Origin of the sequence: Candidatus Blochmannia vicinus, assembly GCA_030020825.1 — a bacterium.
GTDB classification, from domain to species: domain Bacteria; phylum Pseudomonadota; class Gammaproteobacteria; order Enterobacterales; family Enterobacteriaceae; genus Blochmanniella; species Blochmanniella vicinus_A.
Window position 1 is genome coordinate 498,850 of sequence record CP125213.1, and the last position, 20,024, is coordinate 518,873.

Consider the following 20,024-nt stretch of genomic DNA (forward strand, 5'->3'; position numbering starts at 1 on the left):
TAAACATAGAAGAACTATTGTGATGAATTTATAAACATGTGTGATTTTATTACTTTAATATTTAAGCCAATTATTAAGAGTGATTTTCAACAATTCTATTCCACTTTTTTTAACAGCAGAAAAAGGCGAAACTTGTATGCACGTTGTAAATTTTATCTTCATGTCCTGCATCACTTTTTGAGTTATAACTTTTAAAATATTTCTAGAAACTTTATCTGATTTGTTTAATAAAGCAAAAACTGGAATTTTCATTGACAATGCTCTGTCAATTATTTTTTGATCTAAATTTTTTATAGGATGTCTAATATCCATGATTAATATCAATCCTTTTAAATTTTCTCTTTTCTCCAAGTATTCACATGCTACATCATTCCAATAATTTTTACTTATGTTTATATCTTTAACATAACCATAACCAGGGAAATCAATAAGACGAATGCCTGGTTTTATTTCGAATAAATTAATGAGTTTCGTACATCCTGGTGTTTTACTAACTTTAGTAAGTTTTTTTTGATAAGTTAAAGCATTAATAGCACTAGATTTTCCACTGTTAGAATAACCAACAAAAGCTACCTCCATGCCTGTCTTTCCATTAGGCAATTTACAAATTTCAGGCACACTTACTAAAAAATAAGTAATATGATAATTATATTTCATACATATATATTATATATAGCATAATAAAATGAAAATGAACTACCTATTTATATATATTTAATTATTATTTAAATATATATAAATATTAAACATCATTTAATTGATTAACATAATTCGTGTAGAATTATTTTGTTATAGTTACTAACTATATGACAGCTATCTTATAAATCATAGAAAATTTTAAACACTATAATATAAATCAAACTCCACAGGATGCGGAGTAATATGTACTAATCTGCTTTCTTCTTGACATAATAAAATATAGGTGTTAATACAATCTTCACTAAAAACATTTCCTCGCGTTAAAAATTCATGATCTTCTGTCAAAGAATTTAATGCCTCATCAAAAGATGAGGCCATACGCGGTATAGATAATGATTCTTTTCTAGGAATAGTATATAAATTTTTATCTATAGGTTCTCCAGGATGGATTTTATTAAAAATTCCATCTAATCCAGCCATAAGCAACGCAGAAAAAGCTAAATAAGGATTAGCAGCTGGATCAGGAAAACGAACTTCAATACGACATGATGCACTATTTTTTGATTTATTAATAATCGATGGAATCCGGATAGCGCTGGAACGGTTACCGGCAGAATAAGTTAACATTACTGGAGCTTCATAATTTGGAACTAAACGTTTATATGAATTAGTAGTCGGATTAGTTATAGCATTTAATGCTTTAGCATGACGCAAAATTCCTCCAATATAAAACAAAGCTACATCAGAAAGATGTCCATATTGGTCACCTGAAAATAAGTTAGTATCTTTTTTATGTAAAGATATATGACAATGCATACCTGATCCGTTGTCATTTATAATGGGTTTTGGCATAAACGTTGCAGTTTTACCAGAACTATGAGCAACATTATGTACTACATATTTATATATTTGTATTTCATCAGCTTTTTTAGTAAGAGTATTAAATCGAGTTGCTATTTCATTTTGTCCAGATGTTGCTACTTCATGATGATGAGCCTCTACAATTAACCCCATTTTTTCCATTATTAAAGACATAGTAGAGCGCAAATTTTGTGAAGAATCTATTGGAGGGACTGGAGCATATCCACTTTTTACTCTAGGACGATGGCCTTTGTTTCCATCTTTATATATTTTACCACTATTCCATGCAGACTCTCGATCATCAACGATCACATAAGATCCTGATCTTGTCGTTTCAAAACGAATGTCATCAAATAAGAAAAATTCTGGTTCAGGCCCAAACATTACAATATCAGCAATACCAGAGTTATATAAGAACATTTCCGCGCGTTTAGCTATAGACCGAGGATCCCTATCATAATTTTTCATAGTATTAGGATCAAGTACGTCACAACGAATAATTATTGTAGCATTTTCATAAAACGGATCTATTACAAAGCTAGTGGTATCAGGCATTAAAATCATATCTGACTCATTAATATTTTTCCAACCTTTAATAGAAGATCCGTCAAAAATCTTACCATTATTAAATAAATGAGCATCAACTTGTATTTTAGGAATAGTAATATGTTGTTCTTTCCCCTTTGTATCGGTAAAACGTAAATCAACAAATTTTATTTGATTTTCGTTAAGAATAGAAAAAATTTTTTCAATATCTGTCATATTTATTCTCTCAGCCATTATAAATTCCATGATAGAAAAATTGTAAATAGCACTTTAAAATTACCACTTATAAAAATTATTGCTATCAATACAATATTTTTCTAAAAATTTATTTAATTTGAATATATCCATGTTGAAATGATCATTGATACTATTAGTATTTGATGTATTTAGCAAGTTCTATTGATATGTACCTAAATTTAAGATTTTTAATCTAAAATTATAATATCACTCGCTGTAACATCACGATAATATAATTTAACAAAGAAAATATTTATACACAATTATTTTTTAATTACTTACAAGTTGATACCGTATTCTATTGCTATAAACAATACGCACTATAAATTACAACAATTAGTATATAATTTTTTATATCAACACAATGTAATCATTGCCAATGATGACATTGTCAATCTAAAAATATAAACATTGCAATATATTATTTCAACATCAAAATTTACATGATAAAAAAATAAATAATTTTATTTCAACTATTGTCATATTCATTTTGCGCATGAACTCCGACTTGTAAAGATAATTTTCAAATTAAACAATATAAATTTTTTATTATATGCAAATATTAAAATTTACTTAGTAATCAAATCTTCTTCTATTTCTCTAAGAGCAAGCACAGTATATTTGTCATTATTATTTTTTTTAACTAATGTTTCTTTTCCACCAATTTGCATTTGCCGTGCACGTCGCGCAGCAACTAATATTAAATCAAATCTATTACCAATTCTTTCTACAGCATCCTGTACAGTAATACGTGCCATTTTATTTTACCATGTGTATAATATAGGATTTTTATCCTTTTTAATTTTTAAATTACTACCATATTAAAGCATTATTATGTAAATCTCATATTATTACTACATATTTGGTAACAACAAGTTATTTATTAATGTTGTATAACGTATTTTTTGATATGCTACACGCAATTGTTCAGATAAAATAATTGATCGTAAATGTGTTAAAGCAATATTAAAGTCGTCATTTACCACGACATAATCATATTCTTTAAAATGACTAATTTCATCCATTGCATGTTTCATACGTTCAGAAATAATTTTTTTTGCATCTTGTCCTCTAAAATGTAACCGACGCAATAATTCTTTCTTTGATGGAGGTAAAATAAAAATAGTATAAATATTGTTTGGTATTTTATTTCGAATTTGTTGCGCTCCTTTCCAATCAATATTTAGCACAACATGTATGCCAGTATTTAACATAGTTTTGATATCATTTTTTAAAGTACCATAATAATGATTAAAAACTTTTGCATATTCAAAAAACTTATTCTTATTAATCATATATTTAAATTTTTTTTTTGAAATAAAATAATAATCTTTTCCATGAATTTCCCCAGATCTCTTAATACGTGTAGTATAGGAGATAGATAATTTAATTTTATAAACGAAACAATTACATTGTATTAAAGTTTGAATTAACGTAGATTTCCCCGTACCACTTGGAGCAGATATAATACATAATGTCCCTAAATTCTTCATCATAAAAACATACAATTTTTGATTATATAAATATAAGTAGATTTGTAAAAATATATTTTTATTTATATGCAATTAAACCATGATATACAACCTGCAATTAATTTCCAATCGGTACTAAAAAATTGCCATCTACATGGCACATTTAGTTATTAATAGTTTCCTGACAGAAGATCCTCAGTAAAACACGTTTTATAAATTTAGCATATAAAATATATGATCGCTTATCAAATTAGCTAATAACTATCAAGTTTTACCGAGGATCTTCTATTTAGGTTACCAAATACCCATTATTATGCAATGACAATACATCACATTAGTTTAATATATTATTTTTCTGTCGTATTTCAAGTAAATTACATACTTCTCTAAAATTTTTAAGTTGTATATCAGATAAAGGAGAAAACATACGATCCAAAATAATATTATGTGTATCTTTAGCAATACGTAATTTATCACGTCCTTTTTCTGTAATATGAACATATTTAACTCTGCGATCTGTCATGCTTTGTTGTCGATGTAACATTTCATCTTTTTCTAATGCATCAAGCACTGTCACCACAGTTCTTGAAGAAAATCCCATATAATTCTTAATGTCTGTTGCACTAGTTTTACCGGTAGTAATAAGATGTAATATTTTCATTTTAGACATTGAAAGTCCTTCATTAATTAATTGACCGTTTATTTCTTTGCGTAAACGATGATAAATACGGGATAAAGATTCTACCATATTTGAAATATCTGTTAATCTATTCATAATTATGTGTCTCTATATTAAATCAATAACGATAATAGGACTGTATTTGACAGTGTCAATTAATAGCAGGCTAAATTAGGAAATAAATCATCTGAGGTATTTTGGTTAAAAATAATAACCTGCAGATAATTATTTAAACCTGACAATTAACAATACTTATTTAATCAATTATTTCAGTTTATGCCTCCTAAATTATTGTAATTCCACTAAATTAATATTTTCAGTTATATTGAAATAATCAGACATTATTACTCCAAAAAACATATATTCTGATGTTTATATTCTTATATTGTTTACTGTTTTTATTTTATCGGAGTTTTTTTAAATTTGAAATATTACTGTAGGAAAAAGAAAATTTCTGATAGATTTATAGAAAAATAATTTTTTTATCTTTTATGATTTATTTTTAATTTAAAGTTATATATCTACAATTAAATGAGTATAAATTGCAATTATTAAATAATATTCTTATAAAAAAATAAAATAATTTTTTATTTTTTTATAAGAATATTATTTAAATTTATATTTAATAATAAATAATATTTTTATATAATAATACATTGTACATTTAAGTACATATAAATTCATAAAAATAATGATATTCAAAGGATATATATCATTTAATGTTACTTTAATAAAAAATTTAATTTTTTAAAAATATATAATTTATCTCATATATATCATAACTATATATGATAACAGTATATATATAAGTAATATCAAATATATTATATTTTGATTAAAAAGTTACTACACTGATAATATATTTATAATAATGATGTAATATAATTGAAGATGGTAAATAACAATTTATACATAAATAACATGTATAATTCTAATATTAAAATATTAGTTCTAAACATAACTAATTAAAACATCTTTTAATTTTAAAAATTATCAAAATCAACTACTATTAACAATAAATATAGATACAAACAGATAATCTAACTTAAATTAAGTATAAAATTATTTATCTTATTACTGCATTTTATTCAATATTTTGAGTTTGTTCTCGCACTTGTTCAATGAAAATTTTTAAAGAAATTGCTGATTGAGTCATATAAGAATTTATAGATTTTGAAGTTAATGTATTAGCTTCTCTATACAGTTCTTGTATTATAAAGTCCAATCGTCTACCAATAGATCCTTTTTGATCAAGAACACGATGCATTTCTTGGATATGACCCGTTAAACGATCTACTTCTTCTGAAATATCAATTTTTTGAGCCACTATTAATAACTCCTGCTCCAATCGTACTGGATCAGTATAAACACAAACATCTTTCATTTGCTCCAAAAGTTTTGTTCGCTTCCATTCTAATACTTTAGGAATATATTGACGTATTGCATTAACTTCCTTATACATCAAATGTAAACGTTCAATAATTTTGTTTTTTAAAAAAATACCTTCTTTTTCCTTATTTTGTACTAAATTATTTAATGCTTCTTTAAAAGATATTAATAATTCAGTACTAACATTATTCATGTTATTTTGTTCATATGTTATTACCCCTGGCCAGGATAAAATATCCATTAGATTAATATCACCTTCATTAATTAGTGTTTTTACCCATTTTATGTGCGAAATAAGATAATGAACTAACTTTTCGTTGATAATAAGCATATTTATATTATTACTATGACAATCAGTATTTATTTTAACTCGTAAAGAACATGCTATTTTCCCTCTAATAAGAGAATTTTCAATTTGTTTACGAACCATCCACGATAAATCAAAAAGATATTTGGGTAAATCAATATGAATATCCAAATAACGTTGATTTAAAGAACAAATTTCCCAAGTAACATTGCCCCATGTATATTTCACGTCATGTCTTGAAAAAGCAGTCATACTATAAACCATAACAGCACCTAAATTTTATTAAAAATAAAAAAAAATAAACCTTAAAATTTAAAAAGTAAAATAATTTAATTCCATCATTCATATAAAAATCATAACTTTAATCATGCACTGAATATATAAATATAATTTATTAAAAAATTTTTGGGTTAATGTAGTATTTATAAAATTTATATTACTTAATTCAGTCATGAAAACATACTAATACGATAACTGATAATAATTTATAAAACTTTTATTTATTCTAAATATAATATTCCAAATTTTAAAATTAAATTATGCGTATGTAAACACCGCTGCAATAGTATTATTTATATATAAATCATATAAAATCTATTAAAAATTAAATATATTAAAAATAATATATTTAATATATGTCGTTACAAAAAAAAATAAAATCAATTAATAAATACAAATATATAAAACAAAATGTTTATTATTAAAACTTGTTTAATATCATTAAATATATAACATTACACTATATACATATATATGTATATTGTAGTAAATAATTTTTCTGTTCTAACATTAATATAAAAATCAATATAGATATGTCGTTACTAATGACAAAAATAATTTCTCTATATAGAGACTAATCACAATATTTATATATTATTTATAAATATAACAACTTATTAAACATATCATTATATTTAAATATTTTATTTCAAAAAATTAGTAATATATTTTGTTTACATAATTATTTAAAAATAATGACACTACTACCTTAATAAATACAATGTAATGTTTATCATACTCACTGATAATATTTTACATCGAATGCCCAAAACCGTTAGACCCACGTTCGGTAGGAATAAATGATTTAACTACAGAAAACTTAACTTGAATTATTGGTATAAAAACCAACTGTGCTACCCTTTTTCCAGGACGTACAACATATTTTTTTGATCCACGATTCCATAAAGATACTATCAATTCTCCTTGATAATCTGAATCTATAAGTCCCACTAAATTCCCTAAAACAATTCCGTATTTATGCCCCAACCCTGAACGAGGCAAAATAACACCTGCTATTCTTGCATCGGAAATATGTATTGCAATACCAGTATAAATTAAATGAGTTTCTCCAGGATAAATAGTCAAAGGTTTATTTAGGCAAGCTGGCAAATCTAATCCAGCAGACCCTACTGTAGCATATCTCGGACAACAAAAATAATTACGTACACGATTGTCAATGATTTTAATATTAATTGTTTTCATTATAACGCTTAATAATTTCATTAATAAGTTGTTGTGCCAATAAATTTTTTCTTCTTAAGGGCAATATAACGCTACCTTTATTCCAAAACAGATATAAAGCATTATTATCACTATTGAATCCTTGATTCACATGAGAAATATTATTAGCACAAATTAAATCTAAATGTTTACTAATACGTTTATCTTGAGCATATTTTTCTATATTTTTAGTTTCAGCAGCAAATCCAACAACATAAGGACGTTTATCAATTAATGACCCTACTTCCGATACAATATCAGGATTTTTGATCATAATTATTTTTAAAGTATTTTTATCCTTTTTAATTTTCTCAGGAGACGAGTGATAAATACGATAATCTGATACCGCCGCACAACCAATAAAAATATGCTGATTTTTAATATCTTGCATTACCGCCTCTTTCATATCTAACGCAGAAATAACATTAATACGTCTCACTCGAGTAGGAGTATGCAAATGTACTGGTCCTGCAATTAATGTAACTTTTGCTCCTTTATCTGCAGCAGCTTGTGCAATAGCAAATCCCATTTTTCCTGAGCTATAATTAGTAAAAAACCGAATAGGATCTAAAGCTTCATGAGTAGGACCAGCAGTAATCATAATATTAAGATTGCTTAAAGAACTATCATGAGAAAAATAATGCTCTATATACTCAGCGAGTATTTTTGGATCCGTCATACGTCCATAACCAATATCATTACAAGCTTGATACCCATAATCTGGACCCCACACTAATATCCCTCTTTTTCGCAGAATATCTAAATTAGATTGAGTTACAATGGCTTTATACATTTGTTGATTCATAGATGGTGCAACAGCAATAGGAGCTGTTGTAGCTAAACATAAACTACATAATAAATCATTAGATAATCCTACAGATAATCTAGCTAATAAATTAGCTGTAGCCGGAGCAAGTAAAACTAAATCAGCCCATTTAGCTAATTTTATATGAGGCATTGTCATCTCTATGTGAGGGGAAAAAAAATTATCTAAAACTGGATGACAAGATATTGTTTGTAAACTTAAAGGAGTAACGAATTTTTTTGCAGATTTTGTCATAATCACTCTAACTTCTGAACCTCTTTCTTTTAGACACCGTACTAAGTCTATAGTTTTATATGCAGCAATACCACCACTTACTCCTAATATGATACGTTTATCAATTAATCCCGTCATATTACATTCACATAATTTTAATGATTATTTGTTTTATGTGTTATATCACAAAAATTAATAGTTTTTATTAATATAGATAAAATTAATAAATTTTTATTAATTGAACATTTTAATAAAATAATAATCTTGCGCACAACGTACAAATTCCTATACAATATGGTTCGATAACTTTATGAAAACATGAATATTTGTGTGTATATGTGTGCGCAGATAATAACACAACCAAAATTATGATTTTCAATCTATTGTATTTAGATATATCTATATAAATTTTTAAAAAATTATTTATTAATTATATTTAAAAATAATAAATGAAGAATATAAATAAATAATCATAATATAATATACATATCTTATGTTAAATGTTTAACTGAAGACTGAATAAAAAATACTCACAAATTTATAGAAAACATAAATAAAATAGTTTTGTGATTATTATTTTTTAAATGACTGACTATTTAATAATAACAATTAGGAGAATAATTGTGACACGAGTATGCCAAATTACTGGAAAGCGTCCTATGAATGGAAATAAACGTTCTCACGCAATGAATGCAACCAAACGTTGGTTTATACCTAACATTCATTCTCATCGTTTTTGGATTGAAAGTAAAAAACGCTACTTCACGATACGGACATCTACAAAAGGTATGCGCCTTATTGATAAATTAGGAATCGAATACTTTTTATCTAATTTATATTCCAAAAATAAATAATATTAAAAAAAGGAATTATACAATGGCTAAGGAAATAAGAGAAACTATTCGTTTATTTTCCTCTTCTAATAATGGGCATTATTACAGTACTACTAAAAACAAACGCACTAACCCTGAAAAAATAAAATTGAAAAAATTTGATCCTTTTGTACAAAAACATGTAATATACACAGAAGGAAAAAGCAGTTAAATAAATAGATAAAGAGATAAATATAAATGCCCCTCTCTTATAAATTTATTAAAACAATCCAAAGAGATTTAACGTTGGTTATAGTTCATGCCATAACATGCACTATATTTTTAAACCATGTATTTAATTTCAATTTTGATTACACTAAAGATCGTATTAAATTTTCTGATAATTCACTCATTACTAATAAAGAAAAACTACATACAATGTTACTTATATAACAAAATAAGTAACATTGTATGTAGTTTTTCAATAATCACAAGAACTTTATGTATCTTTTGAAGTATTTCTTAATTTTTCTATAACTTTTTCAGCAATAAAATTAGGCATAAATTGATCTATTTTTCCTCCATATTGAGCAATCTCCTTAACTAATTTAGAAGAAAGATATGCCCAAATTCCCGTAGACATCATAAATATCGTTTCTATTTCTTTTTCAAAATAATTATTAATTTTAGCAAGTTGTATTTCATATTCAAAATCTGATCTAGTTCTTAAACCACGAATTAAAACATTTACATGTTTTTTTTTCATAACATTTATCGTTAAATCATTAAACCCAAATACTGTTACATTAGATAATTTTGCAGTTGCTTGTTCCGCAAACACTACACGCTCCTTAAGACTAAACATAGGATTTTTTTGTGGATTTTCAGCTACTGCTAAAAATATTTCATCAAAAATTTTGTGGGCTCTAATAATTATATCCAAATGTCCATAAGTTAATGGATCAAAAGTTCCCGGATAAATTGCATGAGTTATCATCATATATTATACTTTTCAGAAATTAAAACAAACCTTACAAAATACATTTATCTATATAAATAGATTAAAAATTTTTTATTTATATATAAAATATAGCCTACATTTAAAAAATTTAATACTTAGTAGAAACATAAATATGTATCAAAAGATCAAGATCAGATAACAACTATTAAACATGTTTTAGAAAAAATAACTTTAGTTCTTATACTTCCACATATTTAAACTATTCGTATTAAAATTTAACAAACATTTATCAAAAATAAAAACAATAACTCTTATACTACAACCTTAATTAAGTATCATTATTATCTAAAACATATATATATTTTAAAAAATATTATTAAAATTTCTAAAATTTAATTATTTATATTATATAAACTTACATTTAATTATAAACTCCAACATAAATAACGTTAGTATTATACGTATATCTATATCACAATTATACATAAATTTATAAAAATTAAAACAAAACCCTTCTATCTACATAAAATACATGAAGTTATTTATTTATAATTACAGTCTATTGGTAATGAGCACAAATACATCAAATTATATACTTATGATATTTTAATTACTGTGTTTTCTAATTTAATTCTATATTTTAATTACATTATATAAAAATAATTTCAATGTCTAATATTAGACATAGGTATATCTATATTTTTAAATAATAACAAAATAATGAGAACGTTTAAATTCTACATAGTTAAGTCAATAATTAATAATTTTATATGAAAATTATCTTCTAATTAATAAATAATTATCTAATAAATATAATAATTGTTGCAACGCTCCTCGATTATGTTTTAAGACTTTAATAGCTCTATAACCGTAATTTAAACGACGCTGTTTATTTGTGAGTAACATAGAAATAGTATTTATTAAAGATTTAGTGTCAGTTACAGTAATTAATCCATCTGATTCATATAATTTAATACAAATATCATGAAAATTGAAAGTATATGGACCCATAATCAACGGAATAGAGTGTGCTGCTGGCTCTAACGGATTATGCCCTCCATGTTTTACTAAACTTCCTCCAATAAAAGCTATATCTGAGACACCATACAGTAACATCAACTCTCCTATCGTATCATTAATAATTACTTGTGTTTCTTGAGATGGTGCAACTCCACCACTTCTCATGATATAGGAAAATCCAGCTTGTTCAGTAATACTTTTAACATTAATAAAACGTTCTGGATGGCGCGGAGCTAAAATCATCAGTAAATTAGGAAATATTGTCAAAAGATGTTTATGTGCTTGTAGCAATAATTTTTCCTCTCCTTCATGAGTGCTACTAGCGATCCATACCTGTCGTTCTTTAATCCAAGTTTTTTTTAAACATGAAATTTTATTTAACAAATCCTGAGACATCTCAATATCAAACTTTAAATTACCTGTAATAAATAACTGATTTTTTTTTAATCCTAATTTAAGAAATCGAATGGCATCTCCTTTATTTTGAGCAGCGATAAAAGTAATACGTTCCATAATTAATGAAATAAAACAGATAAACCTCTTATACCCAATAAAAGAACGAAATGAGAGACGAGCATTAACAATAACAAAAGGGATATTTCGTTGATATAATATATTAATAAGATTCGGCCATAATTCAGTTTCCATAGCAATAACCAATCTGGGTCTAACTTGATCAATAAATCGTTTCATAGAACCAGGTAAATCATATGGTAAGTAACTACAATGTGTATTGCCATGAAACCTAGACTGCGCCAATTCTATTCCTGTTGGAGTCATCGCAGTTAATGTAATAGTTATTTGCGGATAACGTTTCTGTAAAGCACGTATTAGAGGAATAGCTGCTAATGTTTCCCCAAGAGACACAGCATGCAAAATAATACCATCAGATTTAACAGGTTTATGATAGAACCCATAACGCTCTAACCAACGTTTACGGTATGATGGCGATTTCCTACTACGCCATAATAACCGTATCCATATTATAGGTTGAGCAATATACATAATAATACTATATATTCCAATATATAGTACAAACATATGATATCTCAAAATAATCAGTTAATATATTTATAACTACCACTTTAAGGAGTGTATGTAAAATTTAATCATATATCAATATTGAAATGTCTCACAAGACATAATCTTAATAATCCATTCCTACAAAAATTAAAAATAAATTACTAAAATATATATAAATTTAATAAAAGATCAATAATAAAAACAACACTATCTATTTTATTTTAGTATTTTCATACTAATAAAAAATGATTAAATTTACTAATTTTATTGCATATTTATATATGAAAAAATCATTATTTACTTAAAATTAGTATTTGTTATTACATAAATTTTTTGATTTTACTCAAATAGTATTAAATAATTCCAACGATCGGATATACATAAATTAATAATGCTTAAAATAAAAAATATTCTATAATTAGAATATAGCTTTATACAATCACTATCATTTTGTAGATACAGGAGGGAAAGCTCTGAAATATTCAACACACTCTAATAATTTTTATTAAAAATAAATATCTATAATGTATATACTAGATTTGCTAATTATAAATAATTAGTACCGAATATCATATGATTTTAATTACTCTAAAATAATAATATTTTATTATATAGAACATAATACATTCTAAACGTCGATTATTTCCAAAAAATAACTCTAAATTATTAGAAATACATAAACGTCAAAACTATAACTAATAGTAATATTTTTATACTTAAAATAAGCTATACTCAAAGCAATAACGTTATTATGCAATTACAATAAATAAGTTTAAAAAATATTCTTAAGTAGATGTTAAATTTAAAACCTTTTGGAATATTTCCCAAACATACATAGGACTCAAGTGTTCCATTTTTTTAGTTGAAGAATATAAAATAATTTGATTTTGTCCATATGTTCCAATTAATTTAGGATTAGTTGGTCCATATAATGTTAAATTAGGACAACCAAGTGCTGCTGCTAAATGACTAAGTCCGGTATCAACGGATATTATCGCTGTTGCTCCAGATATTTGCATAGCAATCTCTTGTAATGTTAATCTTGGTAAAACTATTATTTGATTATAAGACAATTTTACTAACCGATTAATACGTAATTCTTCATTCCTTGTCCAAAAAGGTAATTTAATATGATAACCTGCATTAATAGCACACCGTACAATGACACTCCAGTTAAATTCTGGCCAATGTTTTTTTACTTTAGTGGTAGAATGAAAAAATATCAAATAAGGAACGTTATTTTTCTGAGGTGGAAATAAATGATCAATATTATATTTTCCTGCACAATCCGGTACGGGATATTTTAGACTAAACGAAAAAAGCTGACGAATACGTTCTACAGCATGTTGGATTTTATTTACATAATGCCGTTTATGATAAAACAAAGCACTAATGGGTTCCCGTGTACTTATATAATCCATTCCATGTTTTTCACCACGTGAAAAACATGTTATTAACAACGATGTCTTCAATAAACCCTGAGCATCAATAATTATATCATATTCTTTTTTTTTTAATTCTTGAATACATTCATAATACTTCTTCCATGAAGAAGTGTCATACCAATTTTTTATCCAAAATCTAAGATTTATAGGAATAATTTGATGTATTGCTGGATGCCACCTAAGAATCTCAGAAAAAGTTTCTTCTACAACCCAGTTAAACGATATATTTGGTATAGAAACTGATGCATCAGTAATCGCAGGCAAAGTATGTATAATATCTCCCATAGAAGAAACTTTTATAATCAAAACCTTCATGAAAACATTTATTAATTAATTTAATAACTTCTTTAACGCCTTTAAAACTTGATCTGGAGTAATGTTTATTAAACTACTATGATAACCATTATGTAAAGTTCTATCTTTTCGCATAGTATAACATCCTTTAATACAACGGATCACAATAGATTGACGAAATAAAGGAGGAGTAAAATTAGGATCACTAAGGTCACCATACAATCCTACTACGGGACATTTCAATGCACAAGCTATGTGCATTAAACCAGAATCATTACTAACAATTCCCTTACACGCCGCTATAATTGCAATAGCTTCACTTAAAGATGTAATCCCTATAAGATTGTCATAATGTTGTTTCAAATTTTTAAGAATACTGTATTCAATACATGTATCAATTAATTGATCTTTAGATGATCCCAATATCACCACATGATATCCGCAATAAATTAATTGTATAGCTAATGCTACATAATGATAATGAGGCCAACTTTTAGATAATCCAAATCCTGAACCTGGGCATAATCCAATCAATAGTTTCTTATGATTATCTAAATTAAATTTACATAATACATCTTCAATTTCTTTTTTATTTATATTTAAATGAGGCCATAGTAACGGAGAAGGTAAATCACAAAAATTTTTTATAATATTGCTATCATATGCTAAAGCAGCATAACGTTGTACCATTAATGGAAACGATTCAAATTTAAGTATCCTTAAATCATTTATTACACCATACCTCATCTCTCCGCGCCATCCAGTACGGATCGGAACATCTGCAAAAAATGGTATTAAAGCTGATTTAAACGAATTAGGTAATATTATTGCCTGTTGATATTTTTCATTTTTTAAAACTTTTCCCAGACGAAAACATTTTGCAAGTTCTAATACTCCATGTCTGTAAGGAATAAATAACGTACGATTAACTTCGGGCATATAATTAAAAAGATCTTTACACCATGTTGAGGTAATAACATCAATTTGAACACTAGAACAATACTTATTAATAAGCAAACGATACATACTATGTGACATCACAGTATCACCAATCCATGAAGGACTGACCACTAACATTTTCATAACTACAACACTACACTTTACCTTTTATATGAGTAACGATTAATATCGTTACATGACAACCATTTTAAATACTGATATATACCTTGATTAATATCAATAAATTTCTTATTGTATCCTGCTTTTCTTAACTGATAAATATTTGCTTGGGTAAAAAACTGATAATGATCACGGATGTTATTTGGCATAGAAATATATTTAATAGTAATATGTTTATGAAAAAAACTTAATATAGTATTAGCAATTACCTCAAATGATACAGCTTTACCAATACCACAATCAAAAATTCCAGAAATATTATTACTCCAAGCCCAAAGATTTATATCAACAATATCTTCAACATATATAAAATCTCGTTTTAACTCTCTACTTCTAACAAATAATGTTGGGCGTTTCTTACTTTTAATTTGTCTATATAATTGAAATATTATACTTGCCATATTCCCTTTATGTTCTTCATAAGGTCCATAAACATTAAAATACCTTAATCCACAAACTTGAGATGTAACCTTTGGCAATATAGCATGTACATATTGATCAAACAAAAATTTAGAATAGCTATATATATTAACAGGTTGTTCATATTTCTGAGGATTAGCAAATATACTAGTATCTTTCCCATATACCGATGCTGAAGAAGCATATATAAAAGGAATACTATTCCTAATACAATACAATAATAAATCTTTAGAGTATTGATAATTATTCTCCATCATATATTTACCGTCCCATTCAGTAGTGGAAGAGCAAGCCCCTTCATGAAACACTACATCTATATTTTTAATATAAGAGCCAACAGGACTATCCACTATATTTTTAATAAAACGACTTTTATCCATGTAGTCTGAAATATATACGTTTATTAAATTTTTGTATTTCATTCCATTCTTTAAATTATCTACCACCAAAATATTTTTATATGAAATATTATTTAATGCTTTAATAATATTGCAACCTATAAATCCTGCTCCACCAGTAACTATAATCATACATTACTCACGTAATTACATACATGTTAGGTATTAATAAATGCAACAACTTAAATTCTTTTTTAATACCTCTATATAAAAAAATATAATCATGTATATTGTTTATATAACTATATTTTTATATTATTTTTTGTGTTGTTACAGCCAACAAATATAAATATAGAATAATCATCAATTATGATTTGATTAGTAACACTGAAAATCAAAATATATCATGAATGATATCCATATATTAATATATTCATAATAGAATATGCCAAATTTTTTAAAACACAAAATATATTATACACGTATGTATAATATATTTATGCATGAGGATTGATTAAATATTATTTAAATTCATTTATACAAATATTATTTAAACCAAAACGTATATTTATAAAATTTTATTATGATTATTAATAATACTATTGATTTAATCAAAACTATATTATACTTCTTCACAAGCATAAATATATTTAATAATATGATATTGTTTTAAATAAGGTTTATAACCCATGTATATGCAGGAAATAACAATATTTTTACAACAACATACGATACTAAGTATTGTATGGGTACTCTTATTACTCGCAACTTTATATACTACAATTAGCAGTTTTTTATTCAAATCTTCCGAAATATTACGTGATCAAGCAATTTTATTAATAAACAAAAAAAAAGCAATAGTAATAGATATTCGTAATCAAGATGATTATTGCGCAGGTCACATAACGAACAGCATTAATGTTTCAATAAAAGACATTAAAAATAACGATATTTGTAAATTAAAAAGATTTAAAAAATCTCCATTAATTGTAGTCCATGATAATAATTCAATAGCTCACTCAATTAAACAACATTTGTATAAATTAAAATTCGAAGAAGTGTATGTGCTTCATGGCGGTATAGTTGGTTGGAAATCTGATAATTTTCCTCTACTACTAACAAACAAAATATTAAAATAATGAGAATGGAAATGGCCTATATTGAAATTTACACAAAAAAGAACTGTCCTTATTGTGATCGCGCTAAAGCATTATTAATAAAAAAATCATTAGATTTTAAAGAAATTCCTATAGATCATAATAATTCATTAAATAGTATGTACATAGAAATGCAACAACGATCTAATGGTTGCACTACAGTACCACAGATTTTTATAGATGGTTTACATATTGGAGGATCAGATGATTTGGTGTTATTAGATAACCAGGGACAATTGAGTTTAATTTTAACTAAAAAAAAATTGAAAAAGAAGAATTGATTATTAACATCGAAAGTAGCAAGGTGTTGATATGCTAGAAAATAATAAAAATAATGTGTTATTTCACATAAAAAGAATATATACAAAAGATATTTCGTTTGAAGCTCCAAACACTCCTGAAGTTTTTCAAATAACCTGGAATCCAAAAATTACGGTAGATTTAAATAGCAATTCAGCTAATATTTATGCTAACGCATATGAAGTAGTATTATTCATCACTGTCACTGCAAGAATTGGTGAAAATACGGCTTTTTTATGTCAAGTAAAACAAGCTGGAATTTTCAGTATTTCAGGACTAAACCAAACACAAATGATACACTGTCTCAGTGCATATTGTCCAGGTATTTTGTTTCCTTACGCTAGTGAATGCATAAGTAGCCAAGTATCTAGAGGAACTTTCCCTCAATTCAATTTAGATCCAATTAACTTCGATATTTTATTTATTAAGTCTTTAAAAAAATATGATAATACACCTTAAAAATTAGTACTCTGAAATAATTGAGTTTCATAACTATGTCTACTATTATACATCCTACTATTACAATAATTGGAGCTGGATCTTACGGTACAGCCATGGCTATTGCGTTATCTAAACATGGTCATGCAGTATTACTATGGGGGCATAATGCTACTCATATTCAAACACTTAAAACTCATCGATGTAATCAAGCCTATTTACCAAATATACCTTTTCCACCATCGTTATATTTAGAAAAATCTCTATCAGCAACCTTAGCTACTTGCCTAAATTTATTGATTGCAGTACCAAGTCATGTATTTAGTCATGTTTTGATGCAAATAAAACCAAACTTAAAAAACAATACTCGTATTATTATAGCATCTAAAGGTTTAGAGCCTAAAACTGGTCGTTTTTTAAAAGACGTGACACGTGATATTTTAGGAAATGATGTGCCTATTGCAATTATTTCTGGCCCAACTTTCGCTAAAGAGCTCGCTATAGGATTGCCTACTGCAATAACATTAGCTTCCACCGATGCTACATTAAATTATGATTTACAAAATATACTACATTGCAATAAAAATTTTAGAATATACAGTAATACTGACACTATTGGGATCCAAATAGCAGGGGCAGTAAAGAATATTATTGCTATTGGAGCAGGTATTTCTGATGGAATAGGGTTTGGATCAAACGCACGAACAGCGCTAATTACACGAGGTTTAGCAGAGATGTCACGACTCGGAATAGCAATTGGCGCAGTGCCAGAAACTTTCATGGGATTAGCTGGATTAGGAGATTTAGTATTAACTTGCACTGATGATCAATCACGTAATCGTCGTTTTGGAATATTATTAGGGCAAGGTTTCAATACACATCATGCCCAAAAAAATATTGGGCAAATAATAGAAGGATTCTTAAACATAAAAGAAGTATATATGTTATCTATTAAATACAAAATAGATATGCCCATTACTGAACAAATATATCAGATATTATATCAACATAAAAATGTTCATGATGCTGCTTATTCTTTATTACAACGCACACAAAAAAAAGAAAAAATTTAATAATTAGAATAATTAATAGTATAACTATTTAGTTATTATTAATATAAATGAAACAAGGTAAACTTATGCCTTTAAATATATTAGAAATAGTTTGGAATAATATTAAGGTTGAATCGAGGTTATTAACCGAATCTGAACCCATATTAACTAATTTTATATACATGACTATATTAAAACATAAAAATTTTAAGAATGCATTAATTCATATACTATCTAAAAAATTAAATAATGTAGATATGCCTATAACTGATATAATCAAAATATTAGAAAATATATACAATTCTGATGAAAGTATAATTACTGCTGCAGCACGAGACATTTATGCAATATATTTAAACGATCCATCTGTAACTAAGTATTTTACTCCTTTTTTATACTTTAAAGGATTTCATGCATTACAAGCACATCGTATTTCTCATTGGCTATGGAATAATAATCGTCAAGAATTGTCTATGTATTTTTATAACCATATCTCTGCTGCTTTTAATGTAGATATTCATCCTGCTGCAAGTATCGGATGCGGTGTTATGATAGATCATGCTACTGGAGTAGTAATAGGAGAAACATCAGTTATAGAAAATAATGTATCTATAATGCAATCTGTCACGTTAGGAGGAACTGGTAAAATAAATGGCGATCGGCATCCTAAAATTAGGCAAAAAGTGATGATTGGGGCCAGTGCCATCATTCTAGGTAATATTGAAATAGGATACGGAGCAAAAATTGGAGCAGGATCTGTTGTACTACATGCCGTACCACCTTATGCTACAGTAGCAGGAAAACCTGCCAAACTTGTGAAAAAAATTAATAAATTACAATAATTTACTAAATTAAAATGATAACATATACATATGATTTTGAATAGGTATTCACAACGTGATATAACCAAAATACTGTTATGCTGAGTTTATTTGTGAATTAATATTCATTAGTATAAATATATTCAATATACAAA

At 26.2% G+C, this 20,024-nt stretch carries 18 protein-coding genes and 2 pseudogenes; 7 read left to right on the top strand and 13 right to left on the bottom strand.

Annotated elements, in window-relative coordinates:
* Positions 1-54: 54 nt before the first annotated feature.
* The 8 genes and pseudogenes from yihA to coaBC all read right to left on the bottom strand — a co-directional run bounded on the left by yihA (position 55) and on the right by coaBC (position 8,807).
* Positions 55-657, bottom strand: a complete 603-nt coding sequence (yihA, locus tag QMA81_02125; GenBank protein ID WHL25093.1) for a ribosome biogenesis GTP-binding protein YihA/YsxC — start codon at positions 655-657, stop codon at positions 55-57.
* A 180-nt stretch (positions 658-837) separates the two neighbouring features.
* Positions 838-2,262 carry a type I glutamate--ammonia ligase gene (gene glnA / locus QMA81_02130; GenBank protein WHL25309.1) on the bottom strand — a complete coding sequence of 475 codons (1,425 nt, stop codon included), beginning with the start codon at positions 2,260-2,262 and terminating at the stop codon, positions 838-840.
* A 599-nt stretch (positions 2,263-2,861) separates the two neighbouring features.
* Positions 2,862-3,041 (bottom strand): annotated as a pseudogene (rpoZ, locus tag QMA81_02135) (DNA-directed RNA polymerase subunit omega).
* Between the two features lie 96 nt (positions 3,042-3,137).
* The gene (gmk, locus tag QMA81_02140; GenBank protein WHL25094.1) at positions 3,138-3,779 is read right to left on the bottom strand and encodes a guanylate kinase; all 642 of its coding nucleotides are present in this window, start codon (positions 3,777-3,779) and stop codon (positions 3,138-3,140) included.
* 310 nt (positions 3,780-4,089) lie between these two features.
* Positions 4,090-4,530 carry a winged helix DNA-binding protein gene (locus QMA81_02145; protein WHL25095.1) on the bottom strand — a complete coding sequence of 147 codons (441 nt, stop codon included), beginning with the start codon at positions 4,528-4,530 and terminating at the stop codon, positions 4,090-4,092.
* A 988-nt stretch (positions 4,531-5,518) separates the two neighbouring features.
* A complete protein-coding gene (locus QMA81_02150; GenBank protein ID WHL25096.1) occupies positions 5,519-6,394 on the bottom strand; it encodes a YicC/YloC family endoribonuclease in 876 nt (291 codons plus the stop codon).
* A gap of 768 nt (positions 6,395-7,162) precedes the next feature.
* Positions 7,163-7,612, bottom strand: a complete 450-nt coding sequence (gene dut, locus QMA81_02155; GenBank protein WHL25097.1) for a dUTP diphosphatase — start codon at positions 7,610-7,612, stop codon at positions 7,163-7,165.
* Positions 7,599-8,807, bottom strand: coding sequence for a bifunctional phosphopantothenoylcysteine decarboxylase/phosphopantothenate--cysteine ligase CoaBC (gene coaBC, locus QMA81_02160; GenBank protein WHL25098.1), 1,209 nt, complete (start codon positions 8,805-8,807; stop codon positions 7,599-7,601). The genes dut and coaBC overlap by 14 nt, the downstream gene beginning before the upstream one ends.
* 485 nt (positions 8,808-9,292) lie before the next feature.
* Between coaBC and rpmB the strand changes: the two are divergent.
* Together rpmB and rpmG are read left to right on the top strand one after the other, a co-directional pair.
* A pseudogene (rpmB, locus tag QMA81_02165) lies at positions 9,293-9,523 on the top strand (50S ribosomal protein L28).
* A gap of 22 nt (positions 9,524-9,545) precedes the next feature.
* Positions 9,546-9,713 carry a 50S ribosomal protein L33 gene (gene rpmG / locus QMA81_02170; GenBank protein ID WHL25099.1) on the top strand — a complete coding sequence of 56 codons (168 nt, stop codon included), beginning with the start codon at positions 9,546-9,548 and terminating at the stop codon, positions 9,711-9,713.
* A 267-nt stretch (positions 9,714-9,980) separates the two neighbouring features.
* Here the strand turns inward: rpmG and coaD are convergent, their stop codons facing one another.
* The 5 genes from coaD to rfaD all read right to left on the bottom strand — a co-directional run bounded on the left by coaD (position 9,981) and on the right by rfaD (position 16,293).
* Positions 9,981-10,478, bottom strand: coding sequence for a pantetheine-phosphate adenylyltransferase (gene coaD, locus QMA81_02175; GenBank protein ID WHL25310.1), 498 nt, complete (start codon positions 10,476-10,478; stop codon positions 9,981-9,983).
* Between the two features lie 741 nt (positions 10,479-11,219).
* Positions 11,220-12,503 (bottom strand): lipid IV(A) 3-deoxy-D-manno-octulosonic acid transferase, encoded by a 1,284-nt coding sequence (waaA, locus tag QMA81_02180; protein ID WHL25100.1) that lies wholly within the window; start codon positions 12,501-12,503, stop codon positions 11,220-11,222.
* A 767-nt stretch (positions 12,504-13,270) separates the two neighbouring features.
* On the bottom strand, positions 13,271-14,245 hold the full coding sequence (gene waaC / locus QMA81_02185) for a lipopolysaccharide heptosyltransferase I (GenBank protein WHL25101.1): 975 nt from the start codon (positions 14,243-14,245) through the stop codon (positions 13,271-13,273).
* A gap of 15 nt (positions 14,246-14,260) precedes the next feature.
* Positions 14,261-15,307 carry a lipopolysaccharide heptosyltransferase II gene (gene waaF / locus QMA81_02190; protein ID WHL25102.1) on the bottom strand — a complete coding sequence of 349 codons (1,047 nt, stop codon included), beginning with the start codon at positions 15,305-15,307 and terminating at the stop codon, positions 14,261-14,263.
* A 17-nt stretch (positions 15,308-15,324) separates the two neighbouring features.
* Positions 15,325-16,293, bottom strand: coding sequence for an ADP-glyceromanno-heptose 6-epimerase (gene rfaD, locus QMA81_02195; GenBank protein WHL25103.1), 969 nt, complete (start codon positions 16,291-16,293; stop codon positions 15,325-15,327).
* Positions 16,294-16,790: 497 nt separating this feature from the next.
* On the opposite strand from rfaD, the gene QMA81_02200 reads away from it, so the two are divergent.
* From QMA81_02200 to cysE, 5 genes are all read left to right on the top strand, one after another.
* Positions 16,791-17,240 carry a rhodanese-like domain-containing protein gene (locus QMA81_02200; protein ID WHL25104.1) on the top strand — a complete coding sequence of 150 codons (450 nt, stop codon included), beginning with the start codon at positions 16,791-16,793 and terminating at the stop codon, positions 17,238-17,240.
* 11 nt (positions 17,241-17,251) lie between these two features.
* Entirely contained in the window at positions 17,252-17,539 is a 288-nt protein-coding gene (gene grxC / locus QMA81_02205; GenBank protein WHL25105.1) for a glutaredoxin 3, read from the top strand.
* A 31-nt stretch (positions 17,540-17,570) separates the two neighbouring features.
* Entirely contained in the window at positions 17,571-18,017 is a 447-nt protein-coding gene (gene secB, locus QMA81_02210) for a protein-export chaperone SecB (protein ID WHL25106.1), read from the top strand.
* Between the two features lie 35 nt (positions 18,018-18,052).
* Positions 18,053-19,069, top strand: coding sequence for an NAD(P)H-dependent glycerol-3-phosphate dehydrogenase (gene gpsA, locus QMA81_02215; GenBank protein WHL25107.1), 1,017 nt, complete (start codon positions 18,053-18,055; stop codon positions 19,067-19,069).
* A 65-nt stretch (positions 19,070-19,134) separates the two neighbouring features.
* Positions 19,135-19,890: a serine O-acetyltransferase gene (cysE, locus tag QMA81_02220; protein WHL25108.1), complete on the top strand. Its 756-nt coding sequence runs from the start codon at positions 19,135-19,137 to the stop codon at positions 19,888-19,890.
* Positions 19,891-20,024: the final 134 nt, after the last annotated feature.